This window comes from Thermoactinomyces sp. CICC 10523, from assembly GCF_016055105.1.
Taxonomy (GTDB): Bacteria; Bacillota; Bacilli; order Thermoactinomycetales; family Thermoactinomycetaceae; genus Thermoactinomyces_A; species Thermoactinomyces_A daqus.
On record NZ_JAECVX010000001.1, the window covers coordinates 418571 to 432654 of the forward strand.

Annotated in this window: 14 protein-coding genes; 2 read left to right on the forward strand and 12 right to left on the reverse strand. The window is 50.8% G+C overall.

All coding sequences use genetic code 11. The features are described from left to right. Nucleotides 1–12: 12 nt before the first annotated feature. Both racE and I8U19_RS02150 read right to left on the reverse strand, forming a co-directional pair. Complete coding sequence (gene racE, locus I8U19_RS02145) at nucleotides 13–834, reverse strand: glutamate racemase (protein ID WP_198055048.1); 822 nt, start codon at nucleotides 832–834, stop codon at nucleotides 13–15. A gap of 148 nt (nucleotides 835–982) precedes the next feature. After that, on the reverse strand, nucleotides 983–1432 hold the full coding sequence (locus I8U19_RS02150) for a MarR family winged helix-turn-helix transcriptional regulator (protein ID WP_033099254.1): 450 nt from the start codon (nucleotides 1430–1432) through the stop codon (nucleotides 983–985). A gap of 248 nt (nucleotides 1433–1680) precedes the next feature. On the opposite strand from I8U19_RS02150, the gene speE reads away from it, so the two are divergent. Next, entirely contained in the window at nucleotides 1681–2529 is an 849-nt protein-coding gene (speE, locus tag I8U19_RS02155) for a polyamine aminopropyltransferase (protein ID WP_198055049.1), read from the forward strand. A 55-nt stretch (nucleotides 2530–2584) separates the two neighbouring features. Here speE and I8U19_RS02160 read toward each other — a convergent pair whose 3' ends face one another. The 7 genes from I8U19_RS02160 to I8U19_RS02190 form a co-directional block, all read right to left on the reverse strand. Next, nucleotides 2585–3586, reverse strand: coding sequence for a hypothetical protein (locus I8U19_RS02160; protein WP_198055050.1), 1002 nt, complete (start codon nucleotides 3584–3586; stop codon nucleotides 2585–2587). A gap of 455 nt (nucleotides 3587–4041) precedes the next feature. Further along, nucleotides 4042–5631: an MDR family MFS transporter gene (locus I8U19_RS02165; protein ID WP_198055142.1), complete on the reverse strand. Its 1590-nt coding sequence runs from the start codon at nucleotides 5629–5631 to the stop codon at nucleotides 4042–4044. After that, nucleotides 5621–6091 carry a MarR family winged helix-turn-helix transcriptional regulator gene (locus I8U19_RS02170; protein WP_033099257.1) on the reverse strand — a complete coding sequence of 157 codons (471 nt, stop codon included), beginning with the start codon at nucleotides 6089–6091 and terminating at the stop codon, nucleotides 5621–5623. The genes I8U19_RS02165 and I8U19_RS02170 overlap by 11 nt, the downstream gene beginning before the upstream one ends. A gap of 189 nt (nucleotides 6092–6280) precedes the next feature. After that, on the reverse strand, nucleotides 6281–7429 hold the full coding sequence (gene dgoD, locus I8U19_RS02175) for a galactonate dehydratase (protein ID WP_198055051.1): 1149 nt from the start codon (nucleotides 7427–7429) through the stop codon (nucleotides 6281–6283). A gap of 25 nt (nucleotides 7430–7454) precedes the next feature. Beyond that, complete coding sequence (locus tag I8U19_RS02180; protein WP_033099259.1) at nucleotides 7455–8090, reverse strand: bifunctional 4-hydroxy-2-oxoglutarate aldolase/2-dehydro-3-deoxy-phosphogluconate aldolase; 636 nt, start codon at nucleotides 8088–8090, stop codon at nucleotides 7455–7457. Nucleotides 8091–8100: 10 nt separating this feature from the next. Then, the gene (locus I8U19_RS02185; protein ID WP_198055052.1) at nucleotides 8101–9051 is read right to left on the reverse strand and encodes a sugar kinase; all 951 of its coding nucleotides are present in this window, start codon (nucleotides 9049–9051) and stop codon (nucleotides 8101–8103) included. A 14-nt stretch (nucleotides 9052–9065) separates the two neighbouring features. After that, on the reverse strand, nucleotides 9066–9815 hold the full coding sequence (locus tag I8U19_RS02190) for an IclR family transcriptional regulator (RefSeq protein ID WP_033099261.1): 750 nt from the start codon (nucleotides 9813–9815) through the stop codon (nucleotides 9066–9068). Nucleotides 9816–9987: 172 nt separating this feature from the next. On the opposite strand from I8U19_RS02190, the gene I8U19_RS02195 reads away from it, so the two are divergent. Then, on the forward strand, nucleotides 9988–11175 hold the full coding sequence (locus tag I8U19_RS02195; RefSeq protein ID WP_052153869.1) for a C39 family peptidase: 1188 nt from the start codon (nucleotides 9988–9990) through the stop codon (nucleotides 11173–11175). A 73-nt stretch (nucleotides 11176–11248) separates the two neighbouring features. Here I8U19_RS02195 and I8U19_RS02200 read toward each other — a convergent pair whose 3' ends face one another. The 3 genes from I8U19_RS02200 to I8U19_RS02210 all read right to left on the reverse strand — a co-directional run bounded on the left by I8U19_RS02200 (nucleotide 11249) and on the right by I8U19_RS02210 (nucleotide 13912). Beyond that, nucleotides 11249–12016, reverse strand: coding sequence for an SDR family oxidoreductase (locus I8U19_RS02200; protein ID WP_033099262.1), 768 nt, complete (start codon nucleotides 12014–12016; stop codon nucleotides 11249–11251). Between the two features lie 3 nt (nucleotides 12017–12019). Further along, nucleotides 12020–12874, reverse strand: a complete 855-nt coding sequence (locus I8U19_RS02205) for an MBL fold metallo-hydrolase (protein WP_198055053.1) — start codon at nucleotides 12872–12874, stop codon at nucleotides 12020–12022. Between the two features lie 108 nt (nucleotides 12875–12982). Next, complete coding sequence (locus I8U19_RS02210) at nucleotides 12983–13912, reverse strand: alpha/beta hydrolase (RefSeq protein WP_198055054.1); 930 nt, start codon at nucleotides 13910–13912, stop codon at nucleotides 12983–12985. Nucleotides 13913–14084 lie beyond the last annotated feature (172 nt).

Below are 14084 nucleotides of genomic sequence, written 5' to 3' on the forward strand. Positions count from 1 at the left end.
TGTGTGATGGTATTACGGGTTGGCCACCGGTACCAGTTCCGCCGTTTCCACCGGAACCGGAAAACCGAACCAACCCGCGGCGATTTCAGCAAATGTCTCCGGCGACCCGGTGGTAAAAAAACGATGGGAAGGATGTTCCCTCTCCGACAACAACTGCTGATGGTGCAATATGGTGCTCAGCTCCGCGGCAGTCTCTTCCGCCGAACTGATGATTTCCACCTGATCCCCCATCACTTTGCCAATCGCATCGGTCAATAAGGGATAATGCGTACATCCCAAGATCAAGGTGTCAATCCCCGTTCCTTTGAGGGGCTTCAAAGATTCACCGACAATCTGTTCCGCCATTTCAGATTGGTGCAACCCGCTTTCCACCAGCGGAGCCAGGGTTGGACAGGCCAAACTGTGAACCTCCAAACCCGGGTGAATCCGTTTCAGGGTCTGTTCGTAAGCGCCGCTTTGAATCGTCCCCTGGGTTCCGATCACTCCGATTCGCCCCGTCTTGGTCGCTTTGATGGCCGCGCGCGCTCCCGGTTCGATCACCCCCAGCACGGGAAGGCTCACATGTTGTTTAACCATCCGCAATGCCGCGGCGGTCGCCGTATTGCAGGCGATTAAGATTGCTTTCAGCGGAAACTGCAGCAAAAATTGGATGATTTCCATGGTGAACTGGCGCACTTCGTCCTCCGAACGCGGGCCATAAGGACAACGCTTCGTATCCCCGAGGTAATAAACCGTTTCTCTGGGCAACTGGCGCATCACTTCCCGGGCCACGGTCAATCCGCCCACACCCGAATCCAGAATCCCGATTACCCGCCCCTCTGTCTCTCGGCTCATGGTTTCTCCCTCTCCACTTCTCATCAATTCCGGCCATCCTCTCTGTTTAAATGGCATCAACTTCAACATCATATCATATGTAAAAAAATCATCCATGCACTGGACAAAACGAAGACTCCCCTCTCCCAGTCAAGGAGAGGGGGGAAGATTAAGCTTTTTTCATTTCCTCATGCAGAATGGATAAATGTTTTTGAATTTCAAGCGCCTCGTCATCACTCAAATGCGACAAAATTTCAGACAGATACTGGCGGCGCGTTTCCAGCACCTCCTCGATGATCTTCCGCCCTTTGTCGAGGAGATGAATACGTACGACCCGGCGATCCCGGTCATCCCGCACCCGTTCCACCATGCCGTTTTTCTCCATCCGGTCGATCAAATCGGTCATGGTGCTGCACGCCAGAAACATCTTTTGGCTCAATTCACCGATCGTCAAGTCTCCTTCATCTTTCAGCCAAATCAACGCCGTGAATTGAGGAGGGGTGATGGGAAAATGATTCAGGATATCCCGGCCTTTTCTTTTGACAATTTGACTGATTTCACGCAAAAGGTATTCGATTTCACTCACAATCTCGGGTGATAAGGACTGATGTTTATTCATGAAGCTCTCCTTTAACCTTTACATTAAGAATCACGATGGGAAAAAATGAGTTCTTCCTCGACGACTGAGTCCTTCCTGCATAGACATCGCTACGTTACATTATAGCAAATCACGAGGCCGATAGAAAATAAACCCTTTTCAAAGAGGTGTTTCCGTTCATCTGATTTGTCAGCAGACTTTCTCTTTTGATAAAATGGTTTCTCGTAGCAGGGTACCACCCACTTCTATGTGATAAAGGAGGTCTCCACATGAACGAGATGCCGAAATTCTTGCAAAAGATCGGGCAAGACTGGTGGCTGGTTGAAGATGAACGGGAAAACATGAAAATCAGTTACCGGATCAAAGATATTATATTTGCAGCACCATCCGATTTCCAACACGTGATGATTCTGGACTCATACGATTTTGGACGAATGCTCGTCCTGGACGGTGTGGTTCAAACCACCTCGCTTGACGGTCATATTTACAATGAAATGATTACCCATGTGCCGCTCTCCATTCATCCCGATCCCAAACGCGTACTGATTATCGGCGGCGGAGATTGCGGAGCGGCACGTGAAGCGGCTAAATACAGCGGAGTGGAACGAATTGATATGGTCGAAATCGATGAAATGGTGGTCCGCGTCTGCAAAGAACACCTCCAGGACGTATCCGGAAATCTTTCTGATCCCCGTGTTCATTTTATCTACAACGACGGGATTGAATACATTAAACAACACAAAAATGCGTACGATGTGATTATCGTCGACTCGTCCGACCCAATCGGCCCGGCCAAGCAATTATTTGAGCGCAGCTTTTACGAAAATATCCGTGAAGCACTCAAGGAAGACGGACTCATGGTCTGCCAAAGCCAGTCCCCGCTCTTTCACCGCGAAGTGATGAAGCAGACCGTTCATCATATTGAAGAGCTTTTCCCGATCAGCAAAATCTACATCGCAACCGTGCCAACCTATCCCGGCGGTTTTTGGAGCTTTACCATCGGTTCAAAGAAATACAAGGATCTCGTCGTGAAGAACTTTGATAAAGAGACCAAGTACGTCAACGAATCGATTTTACGCTCCTGTTTTGACTTGCCGGAGTTTCTGCGCACAAAATAAACAATAATCCCCGGCGCCAACGAACCTGCCCGGGGATTTCGCCAATTTCGCCAACTTAACTCTTGCCGCTGGCTTTCAGCAATTTTCGCCATCCATTCACCCTGGCCAACTCCAGGACTTCCTGTTCGATCATCGGATGGCCGCAGCCGGCAAAATCGAGAAACACTTCTTCCAAATCAGGATAATCCTTTCGCGCAAACGGACAACTTAAATAATGCAAAAAGTCGATAAATAAAGGATAATCTCCACGCAACGCCTCTTTTTTCAAATCCTCCAGCCTCATTAACCGTCCGAATTGAAAGTGAGCCAAAGCAGCGAGACAGTCGACCGGCACATCTGTCGGGCATATGCAGGCAGGATTCGATTCAATATACAAATCATCCAAATAAGACTGTTTATTTTCCGTATACGGACAGGGAAGGTAGTTGATCACCACGTAAAACTTCCCTTTATTTTCCCCTGCCGGAACGCGGTAAAAAGAAAAGATGGATGCGGAGTATTTGGTATAAAATTGGGAAATTTCCCCGCCGCTCGCGGAAGCCATCGTAATGAGTTCCGGGTCTAAAAACGGATTAAACACCGATGAATTTTCCAATGAAACCATGGTCTCGTCATAATGGCCGGAGCCGACAAACAAGGAAAAAACTTTGGCCCGTTCTTCACGCAGCTCGGTCATTTTCCGTTTGTGGCGCATGGCGAAAACCCGTGTCATCACGTCCTGGTATACATGGGATTGTTTGAGGAGCAGGCCCGGCTTCACATAAAATTCGGAAAAAAGGAGAAGCTGCTCCAATCGTGCTTCAATCGGGATCGTCACAGGCCGGTAAAGATCAAACGAGGCATAAATCCAGTGTTCATCCAACGGCTTATAGGCAATGGTGATGTTTCCTCCCGCCACGAATCCATCGGCACGCGCAAAGGCAATCGTATCTGTTTCGCGATTGATAAAGCGCTCTATTTCCATATCCAACGTTGTTTCATCCAATAACCTAAATCCCGTTTTATGCCAGCGTACATCATGAATCCATTCCTGCAGCCACTTAGGTAATAAATTCATGGAAATCATCCTTTTCCACTATGTATTCGTTATAAATAATCGATTTTAACATTTGGCTATAAATCAGTTTATTTAGCAAAATTATAAATCACCGGAAGATTAAGCTGCTATGAAAAAGGAGGAAAAACAAAAAGTTGTGCTTTTTTCTTTTCAGCTTCGACACGACTTTGGAATAAACAGGAATTAGGTGAAATTCCCGACAGGATAAAGAAGAAAAAGAAAAACCGGACCATTTCCAAAAACATTCCAAATATTGATATCTAGATTCTCAATCGGAATTGTTTCCGGCTGTTTTGATTGCGTTGTGCAATTTGATGGTTTTGTTGATATTTATGCTTTTGGATTCGTAAAAACATCCTCTCCTTTGCCAAGTGGTAAAACTTTTGCACAGATGGCTAAACCGGACATGACAAAACGGCCCTGCCTTTTTCCACAGGCAGGGCCGTATTCGTTCCTCAAGCGACTTGTTCGTTTTTGATCTCTTTTTCGGAACGGTCACTCAGGCGAATCGGTTTCAAAAAGAGGGCAAACAGCCCACCGGCAAGAACCAGAACCAATCCCCAGACAAACGTGCTGTGCAGGGAATCCACCAGAGTGCTTCTCAGTACCGGCACCATGGATTCCGTTAAAAATGCGGGCAATTTTTTCAACGCATCCGGATTCAACAGCATCGAAAGCAGCGCATTTGGATCGTTCTCAATCATATCCTTAAATTTTCCCAGCACCGGTCCCAGCTGCGGAGGCATTTTTTGCATCGCAGGCAGCAACCGGTCTGTGAGCAACCCGCCGGCCCGTTGGATCATGACCGCATTGAGAACGGTAATCCCGATCGTTCCTCCGATCTGACGGAAGAACTGGCTGGATGAGGTCACCACTCCGAGCTCTTCCTTACTGAAACTCTCTTGCAAAGCCAGCGTCAGCGTCGGCATCACAAGCCCCAGTCCCAGACCGGAAACCAGCATCACTCCCGTTACATACAATTTTGTCGTATGCTGGTCAAAGAAGGTCATCATCACAAATCCGGCAGCCATAACGGCCATGCCGATGATCAACTGCGGTTTTACCCCGATTTTCAGCACAAGGCGTCCGCCGATAATGCTGGAGATAATCATGGTGATCATCATCGGAGTCATGATTGTTCCCGATGTGGTTGCACTGACACCGATCACCCCTTGCATGAAGAAGGGAATGAATGTGAGTGCGCCAAACATCCCCACTGCCATAAAGAAACCAACTGCATTCAGCAAGGTAAAGGTACGGTTTTTGAACAGATAGAGGGGGACGATCGGCTCCTCCGCTTTTCGCTCAACCAATACAAAAGCACCAAGCGCTACAACCGCCAGGACAAAGAGACCGATAATTTGCCACGAATCCCAGGCGTAGTTTTTTCCTCCGATGGACAAAGCCAGCAACAGGCTGACGATGCCCACGACCATCGTAAACATCCCCCAGATGTCAATCCGAACCGGACCGGAAACTTTTTTCCCTTTCAAGCCCATCCAGATAAACAGGACGGCCAGCAAACCCACCGGCAGATTAATGTAGAATACCCAGCGCCAGTTGAGCGAATCGACAATCCATCCGCCCACCTGAGGTCCGATCACAGAGGACAAACCGTACAGGGCACCGAAAACCCCCTGCCATTTGGCCCGCTCTTTTCCGGTAAACAAATCCCCGATAATAATCATCGCCATCGGCATCATAATTCCGCCGCCGATTCCCTGCACGGCGCGGTAGATGATCAGACCGGTCATATCATTTGCAGTTCCGCAAAGCGCCGATCCGATGATAAAAATGACCAATCCTGTCACGTAGATGATTTTGCGCCCGATCAAATCGGCCAGTTTTCCGGCAATCGGGACAATCGTGGTCGAAGTAAGCAAGTAAGCGGTCGTCAGCCAGGCCATTTTATCAAGCCCGCCCAGTTCACCCACGATCCGGGGCATTGCCGTACCCACGATCGTACCATCCAACGCAGCAAACAACATGGCAATGATCAGGCCGGTGATCAAGGTCTTTCGTTTTTCCGTTTGCTTATGTTCCATCATCGTTCACATCCTTTCTTTCTCTTCCATATACGCTTTGTTCCAATTTCTCATAAAGCCGAATGAGCAAATCCAGTTCCTCTCGGCTGAAACAAGCCAGATAGTCGGCGGTTAACCGATCGCATTTCTGTTTCGCTTCCGCTAAAATGTCTTTACCTTCATCAGTCAGTTCAATTACGACCGCGCGCCTGTCAGACGGATCTTCTCTCCGGTTCACCCAGCCGGCCGAGACCAACCGGTCGATCATCAGGGTGATTGCGCTCGGTTTCACCTCCATGATGTTGGCAATATCGGTTACCCGGCAATGTTCCCGTTGACCGATAAATTGCATTATCATAAACTGAGGTTTGGTCAATCCGGTCTTGGATAACTGCTCTGCGACATCGGCTCCTATTTTCTTAAAGATCGATTGGAACAGCATTTGTAAACGGGTGATTGTTTCCTCATCGGATATTTTCATACTCACTCCCCCGATGCCGTTATTTAAGCGCATTAAATATTAGCACAGATAAATATTAATCACATAAATCAACTCTGTCAATCTCATTTTTAAATAAAATCATGCAAACAAAAAAAACCTTATGGTTTTCCTCGCCATAAGGTTATGTTTCCCCGGATGGAACATGTTGTTTTGGTTTGCCCGAAAATTTTACCACTCGGCCACACTGCCATCATCGTGGCGCCAAACCGGATTTTTCCAATCATGTCCGGTTTCAGCCATTTTCCGCACTTGTTCCTCATTAATCTCAATGCCGAGTCCAGCCCCTGTCGGAATTTTGACATACCCGTTTTTATAGTCGAAAACAGATTGGTCAACAAGATAATCCAACAGGTCACTCCCTTGATTGTAGTGAATGCCCAGGCTTTGTTCCTGAATAAAAGCATTATGTGATGTTGCGTCCACTTGCAGACAAGCGGACAGTGCAATCGGGCCGAGCGGGCAATGGGGGGCAAGCGCCACATCGTATGCTTCGGCCATTGCGGCGATTTTTTTGCATTCAGTGATTCCGCCGGCATGGGAGAGATCCGGCTGGATGATGTCACAATAACCATTCGCCAGCACTGTTTTAAAATCCCAACGGGAAAACATCCGCTCGCCCGTGGCAATCGGGATCGAGGTAATGGCTGTGATCTCCCTCAATGCCTCATTGTTCTCTGGCAGAACCGGTTCCTCGATAAACATCGGATGAAACGGCTCCAGTTCCTTGGCCAAAAGCTTGGCCATCGGTTTGTGCACCCGACCGTGAAAATCGATCCCGATACCGATTTCGTTGCCCACCTCTTCACGAACCCCGGCCACCCGTTCAATCACTTGCTCCACCTTCGCGTATGAATCGATATAGTGCAATTCCTCGGTCGCGTTCATCTTGACGGCTGTAAAACCGCGCTCAACCACTTTCTTTGCAGCGCGGGCCACATCGGCAGGGCGGTCTCCGCCAATCCAGGAATAGACACGGATCGATTCCCGGCAGGCTCCGCCCATCAGTTCATAGATCGGAGCATTGTAAAACTTGCCTTTGATATCCCATAACGCTTGATCAATGCCGGCAATGGCACTCATGAGAATCGGGCCTCCGCGATAAAATCCGCCGCGGTACATCACGTTCCAATGATCCTCGATTTTCAGGGGATCCTTGCCGAGCAAATACCCCATAAGCTCGTCGACAGCCGCTTTGACGGTCCTGGCCCGCCCTTCGATCACGGGCTCTCCCCATCCGCTGATTCCCTCATCGGTTACAATTTTTAAAAAAAGCCAGCGCGGCGGAACCAAATACGTTTGATATCCGGTAATTCTCAAATTCCCACTCCTCCATCTCCCCGCTTTACCCTCTCGCGCTTCTTCCCTTTTCAACCAGACGAGCCGCTTTTTGCGTCAGTTCTTCCAAGTACTCCCGATCCACTTTTTGCGTCTTCCTCACCAAGGCGCCACCAATCCCCACAGCGATTGCACCGCTTTTGATGTAAGCAGACAGATTTTCTTCATTCACCCCGCCTGTCGGAATGACGGGAATTTGCGGCAGCGGATCACGCACTGCTTTGATGTATGCCGGTCCCAGCACATTGGCAGGGAAAATTTTGACAGCATCTGCCCCGTGTTCAAACGCGGTCAGCATTTCCGTCGGGGTGAAAACCCCGGGGATGCTGATGGCCCCGTAGCGTTTTGTCATGCGAATGGTTTCCAGGTTGAGGGACGGGGAAAAGATAAACCTAGCCCCCGCAGCAAGCGCCATCCGGGCCGACTCGGGATCCAACACTGTTCCGGCACCAATCAGCATTTCACCGGCAAACTTCTTCGCCGCCCGTTCGATCACTTCACATACGCCCGGCGTATCCATGGTAATTTCAATCGTGCGAATGCCGCCGTCCCGCAATGCCCCGATGATCAACTCAACATCCTGCGGTTGGTGGCCGCGCACAATGGCGATAATGCCGCTTTCCTCAATTTGCTTCAGAATCATATTCTCCCCCCTATCTCAGCACATCCTGACCGGATTGGTTCATGAACCGCATCAGCGTCTCCCGCAGTGGCAATCCCTCGAAATCCCCTCTTACCTCAACGGCCAGCGCCGCAACCGCACAAGCTCGGCGAACCGCCTCCGCGAGAGAAAGACCGTCCAATAAACCCGACAGCAAACCGGCAGCAAAGGCATCACCCGCCCCAACCGGATCGGCCACTTCTTTGACAGGAAAACCCTCAACATAACCGGAATTGGCCGCGGATGCGTAAAACGCACCTTTGGCCCCCAGTTTTACCACCACCAGCCCGGCTCCCCGTTCCAGCAAGCGGCTGGCCATCCGTTCCGGCCCGGATTCACCGGTCAGCAGGACGCCTTCTTCTATCCCCGGCAACACGATATCCGCCTGAGCCGCGATCTCTCCCAACGCGGCCTTCGCCTCAGCTTCTCCCCACAACTTGGAACGGTAATTGGGGTCAAACACGACCTTGACACCATGTTTTTTCGCCAGTTCAACCGCTTTTAACGCCATGGCCCGGCAACTCCCGCTCAGCGCCGGCGTGATGCCGGTCAGGTGCAGATATTTGGCTCCGGCGAGATAATCTTCGTTTAAAAACGATTCATCCATCTTGCTGGCTGCACTGTTGCTGCGGTAATAATAGACCCGCAACTCCCTTCTGTGCAGAGGTTCCTTCACCATCAGGCCCGTGGGTGCCGCCGGATGCTTTTTCACCTGTGTGGTATCCACCCCCTCGCCGCGCAGAAAGGAAAGGATCGCCTCCCCAAACTCATCCTGACCGACCTGGCTCATCCAGCCGACCCGGTGACCGAGCCGGGCCAACCCTACGGCCAGATTGCTTTCCGCGCCGGCAAAACTGAGCGAAAAATCCTTGGCATAACGGAGCAAACCGGTATTTTGGGGAGTGAACAAAACCATCGTCTCCCCAATCGTGACAACATCCACTGCACAACCTCCCTTTAAGGGATATATCCCATATTTCTTGAAATCACCCTGGTCGTGCTCAGCAAATGAAACACGATAAAATCATGTCGCTTCCGAATGCGATCTTTCGGCCCGGCCACACTGACTGCGGCAAAAACCAGTCCGGCGACATCAAAAACCGGGGCCGCGATGCAATACAATCCCTCTTCATTCTCCTCATTGTCAACGGCGTAACCCTGCTCCCGATACTGAATCAACAGCCGGTCCAGTTCATCCCGGTCGGTCACCGTGTTCTCCGTAATGGGGTGAAGCGCGGATTTGTCCAGGATCCGGTTTCGCTCTTCCTCCGGCAAATATGCCAACAGCACTTTGCCCAGACCGGTGCAATACATCGGCTTGCGCGATCCGATCTGCGCACTGGTCTTAATGGAGCGGTTGCTGTCTTCTTTGGCGACATAAACCATTTCATCGCCCGACAAAATCGCCATAAAAACAGTTTCCTCCACTTGCTCGGCCAGCCGTTCCAGCGGCCATTTTGCCTCCCGGTACACATCCATCGATTCCATGCTGCTCGTTCCCAGCTGGATCAACTTCGGCCCGAGCCGGTACTTTTTTGTCTCCGTCGCCGACAGATATCCGTGTTCATAAAGGGTTTTCACCAGATTAAACGTGCTGCTTTGCGGAAAGGATAAAGCGCTTGCAATTTCCTTTATATTCAAACCTTGCGGGTGATCCCGCAATAATTCAAAAATCTCCAGTACACGAACAGCCGATTTAACGGACATGGGACCTCCTTATTCACATATGTGAATCCGTTTTCTATCTGTAAATTTGTGTCGGTATCATAACATCTCTTTTATTTTATTTCAACAGAAATATAAATTCAGAATATAAAGGTTTTTGTAGTATTATCGAATTAGGAAGAGAAGAAAGCCCAAAAAAGAAAGGAGCTTGTTTATGCGCTTGCCTGTTTGGCGTGTATTGTTGGTTCTGGTTTTATCCTTCAGTTTCACAATCCCTGCCGCAAGCGCAAAGGAGCAGATGAAAGACAAAATAACCCGCACAAAGGCTTACAGCGAATTTCGCAATTTTGGCATCGGCGCTCATGCAGGAACCCGATTTTCCGGCAAAGCTCTCCGGCTGAACCCGCTCGCATTAAAATCCGGCACCGACACTGCCGGAAAATATAACCAAAGCTCCTATTATTACGGGCAATGGACCTCACCCGTGATAAAGAAAACATTTCTCGAGGCGATCGCCTCATGGCAGGCCAACACCCCGACCGGCACATGGAGCGAAGTGGAGTTGCGCAGCCGGGTCGACGGAAAATGGACGAAATGGTACAGCATGGGCGTATGGCTGCAAGGAGACACCCCTTTTAAACGCCACTCCGTCAACGGGCAGGGAGATGCAAACGGCACTGTGGCCACCGACACGCTCATCCTTAAGAAAACAGCTACGGCCGTCCAAGCGCGCATCACGCTGTTTACGACCGATCCGATGCTTACACCTGACTTTCGCTCTCTCGGCATCACCTTTGCCAACGGATCGGACCGTCCCGGAATCGTGCCTGGCACCGGCCTGGTCAGCGATCTCGATGTCCCGTTGCGGTCGCAGATGGTTTTTCCCGACGGCGGTGAAGCCTGGTGTTCGCCAACTTCCACATCCATGGTCATGGCTTACTGGGCCAGGGTGATGAACCGTCCTGAATGGAACCGGACCGTCCCTGACGTAGTGAACGGCGTATGGGACTATGTTTACGACGGGGCCGGCAACTGGCCATTTAACACCGCTTATGCCGCTTCACTCGGCCTGGAGGGAAAAGTGATCCGGGTGAGCAGTCTGGCTGAGCTGGAGCGCTGGACAACTGCCGGCGTTCCGGTCATCGTCAGTATCGCCTACAAACCGGGTGAGTTGGATCATACCCCGATCCCCAGCTCAAACGGTCACCTTCTCGTCATTCGCGGGTTTGACCAAAACGGCAATGTCCTCACCAATGACCCGGCGGCTCCGAGTGATGATCAGGTCCGCATCACCTATGACCGCACCCAGTTTGAAAGCGTCTTTCTGAAACACTCCAATGGCACGGCATATCTGATCTATCCCAGAGGCTGGCCTGTGCCGGTGAGCAACGGTCACTGGTAAAAAAAGCCTGGATCGATTCCGAAAAACGGAAAAGGTCCAGGCTTGGCTTTTTCTCATGTTTTAAGAACTTATCCTACTCAAGAAACCCGGGATTGTTTTGCAGGAAATTCTCCCATGCCCGTTTTGTGCTCTGGTTGAGTTCATCCCTTGAAGCGTGGAGTCTCTTTTCCGCATCCCCGTAGCCGATTTCAAGATCCCCGTTGGAAAGCCCTTGAAAGATCGCATCCGCGAATTGATCCACCGGTGCCCCGAAAGTATGTAAGCCGACGCCGCCCAAGTCCGTATTTACTGCCGGGGGCAGGACTTCAATTACTTTTACATCCGTGTCGGCCAATTGATGCCGCAGCGAGATCGTGAAGGAGTGAAGGGCTGCTTTGGTCGCACTGTAAACGGGAACCCAGACTCCCGGTGCCAGCGACAGCCCGGAAGAGACATTGATTATGGCTGCGTTCTGTTTTTTCACCAGATGCGGGATGAACAGCATACAGAGATGAATGGGGCCATCCAGATTGATCGCGATTTCTTGGCGGTAATAATCCCACTCTTTGTCCGCCCGCAAAAGATTGACCCGCTGCTGAATCCCCGCATTATTCACCAGGACATTCAGTTCGGGAAATTCGCTCTTGACCCATTGAAACAAGGAAAGGCGATCCTCCACATTGGCAACATCACAAACCCTTGTATGCAGCTTTGGAAACTTTTCTTTTGCTTCTTTCAGCTTTGCTTCCCGGCGGCCGACGATGATCACTTCATTTCCGGCCTGCAAGAACCGTTCAGCAAAGGCGAGGCCGATTCCCGATGCCCCGCCGGTAATCAAAATGGTATTGCCGGATATATTCACTGATTATCCTCCTCCGTTCTCTCCATCCACATAACGGCCGTAGTCAGGGATGGCGATGCGGTCAAACTCTTTCGCCAGCTTCTCCAGTCCTTGCCGGAGCGCCTCTCCTTTCATCGGCATGCCATGTCCGGCCACGACCCGTAACGGCTTCAATGCTTCAAGACGCCTGACAGATTCACGGGCGGCCTGCCAATCCGTGGTCCAGTATCGCGGTGGTCCGCAGATTTCCGGCTCCTGCATGATCATTTTAAACAGCGAATCCTGTTTCACCGTCAAAAATGCATCACCGGCAATAAGGGAGCGGTCTGCTTCGCGGAAGAGGGAAACATGTCCGGGGGTATGCCCCGGTGTATGAATCCACTTCCAACCGGACAGTCCCGGTATCCTGCCGTCTGACGGGAGTTTCCGCACATGATTTCCCAAATCAACAGGGTCGACCGGAAAGAGCGCGGATAGTTTGGCCACCATTCCTCCCTCCACCGCGGGGTCAGGTTTGGGGTATTTGGACTTTCCCGTTAAATAGGGCAATTCCAATTCATGCGCATAAACCGGTACATCCCATTTTTCCACCAGATCGACAACAGCCCCGACATGGTCGAAATGCCCGTGTGTCAGCACAATTGCTTCAGGCTTGCAATCGTCGCCAAACCACTTCTTCGCGGCAGAAACAATCTCATCCGCCGACCCCGGCATCCCTGCATCTGCCAGAATCCATTTCCCCGGTTGATCATCGGAGCCGATCAAACAAACATTTACCATTTGCAGAGTCTGACAGTACAGACTAGGAGCCACCTCCTGACTCACTCCGCTTCTGATGGACGTTGCCGGGATCATCGTGCCTTCGATCGTATCTTTCATTGTCCTTCCCCATCACCTTTCTCTTTTTTGGCTAGTTATGGCCGGTTGATCGCATAAGTATTCGGATGGAAGGCAACTGACAGGGAAGGCACACCGGGTTTGGCGGGATCAAAATGCCCGCTTCAATACGTCAGCCACTTTTTGCACCAAATGATTGGCCTGATCAAGCACTTTCGTCATGTTGAAAAATCCGTGAATCATCCCTTCGTACCGGCAAAGCTCCACAGGTACCCCGGCTTCCTCCAACCGGCTGGCATACGCTTCTCCTTCGTCGCGAAGCGGATCGTATTCCGCAGTCACCACCAGGGCTGGAGGCAGGCCGCTTAAATCTTCGGCCAGCATGGGTGAGACATGGATATCGAATCGATCTGCCTCTGTCCGCAGATATTGACGGCCAAAATACAACATATCTTCTTCCGTAAGGAAAAGGCCTTTTCCAAACTCATAATAGGACGGATAGTTTTTCGACACATCGGTGACCGGATAGATCAAAACCTGAAAACACAACGCCGGTTCTTTCTTTTCGCGGGCCATGAGCGCGACGACAGCCGCGATATTGCCCCCGGCACTGTCTCCGCCAACCGCGATTCTCCGCGGGTCCCCGCTGAAAGAGGCAGCATTTTCGGCAACCCACTTGGTCGCAAGGTAACCATCTTCCACCGCCGTCGGAAATTTATGTTCCGGAGCGAGTCGATAATCGACAGAGACGACCACGCAGTTCGCCCGGTTGGTAATGGTGCGAAGGGGAGAATCAAGCGTGTCCAGATCCCCCAATACCCATCCCCCTCCGTGGAAATAGACAAAAACCGGAAAAGGTCCCTCACCCGAGGGGGTATAGATGCGGATGTCGATTTCGCCGTCCTTTACCGGAATCCGGCGATCCTCCACCTTGGCGACCGCTTCCGGAGGTGCAGCAAAATGCTTCACGCTGTTGCGAAACAAATTTCGGCTTTCTTCAGGAGCCAGTTCATGAATGGCAGGCCCTTCCATCTTTCCCAATTGCTCAAGCAATTGCTTTACCTGCGGATCCAGAGCCATTTTTTCAACCTCCGTTCACCGTTCAATTTACATCCTTTCGCCATCGAAACACAAAACCATCCTGATTTGTTGGCGGGGCATAACCCGACATCCCATGACCATTTCACAAAAAAAGGATACTGCAACTTTTGCGCTTCCTTTTTCGTCCCTTAAAAAAGGGGATTTTCCCCCT

Coding starts and splice junctions, on each gene's coding strand:
- racE (WP_198055048.1), bottom strand. CDS start 834: ATGAGCCGAGAGACAGAGGGGCGGGTAATCGGGATTCTGGATTCGGGT.
- I8U19_RS02150 (WP_033099254.1), bottom strand. CDS start 1,432: ATGAATAAACATCAGTCCTTATCACCCGAGATTGTGAGTGAAATCGAA.
- speE (WP_198055049.1), top strand. CDS start 1,681: ATGAACGAGATGCCGAAATTCTTGCAAAAGATCGGGCAAGACTGGTGG.
- I8U19_RS02160 (WP_198055050.1), bottom strand. CDS start 3,586: ATGAATTTATTACCTAAGTGGCTGCAGGAATGGATTCATGATGTACGC.
- I8U19_RS02165 (WP_198055142.1), bottom strand. CDS start 5,631: ATGGAACATAAGCAAACGGAAAAACGAAAGACCTTGATCACCGGCCTG.
- I8U19_RS02170 (WP_033099257.1), bottom strand. CDS start 6,091: ATGAAAATATCCGATGAGGAAACAATCACCCGTTTACAAATGCTGTTC.
- I8U19_RS02180 (WP_033099259.1), bottom strand. CDS start 8,090: ATGATTCTGAAGCAAATTGAGGAAAGCGGCATTATCGCCATTGTGCGC.
- I8U19_RS02190 (WP_033099261.1), bottom strand. CDS start 9,815: ATGTCCGTTAAATCGGCTGTTCGTGTACTGGAGATTTTTGAATTATTG.
- I8U19_RS02195 (WP_052153869.1), top strand. CDS start 9,988: ATGCGCTTGCCTGTTTGGCGTGTATTGTTGGTTCTGGTTTTATCCTTC.
- I8U19_RS02205 (WP_198055053.1), bottom strand. CDS start 12,874: ATGAAAGATACGATCGAAGGCACGATGATCCCGGCAACGTCCATCAGA.
- I8U19_RS02210 (WP_198055054.1), bottom strand. CDS start 13,912: ATGGCTCTGGATCCGCAGGTAAAGCAATTGCTTGAGCAATTGGGAAAG.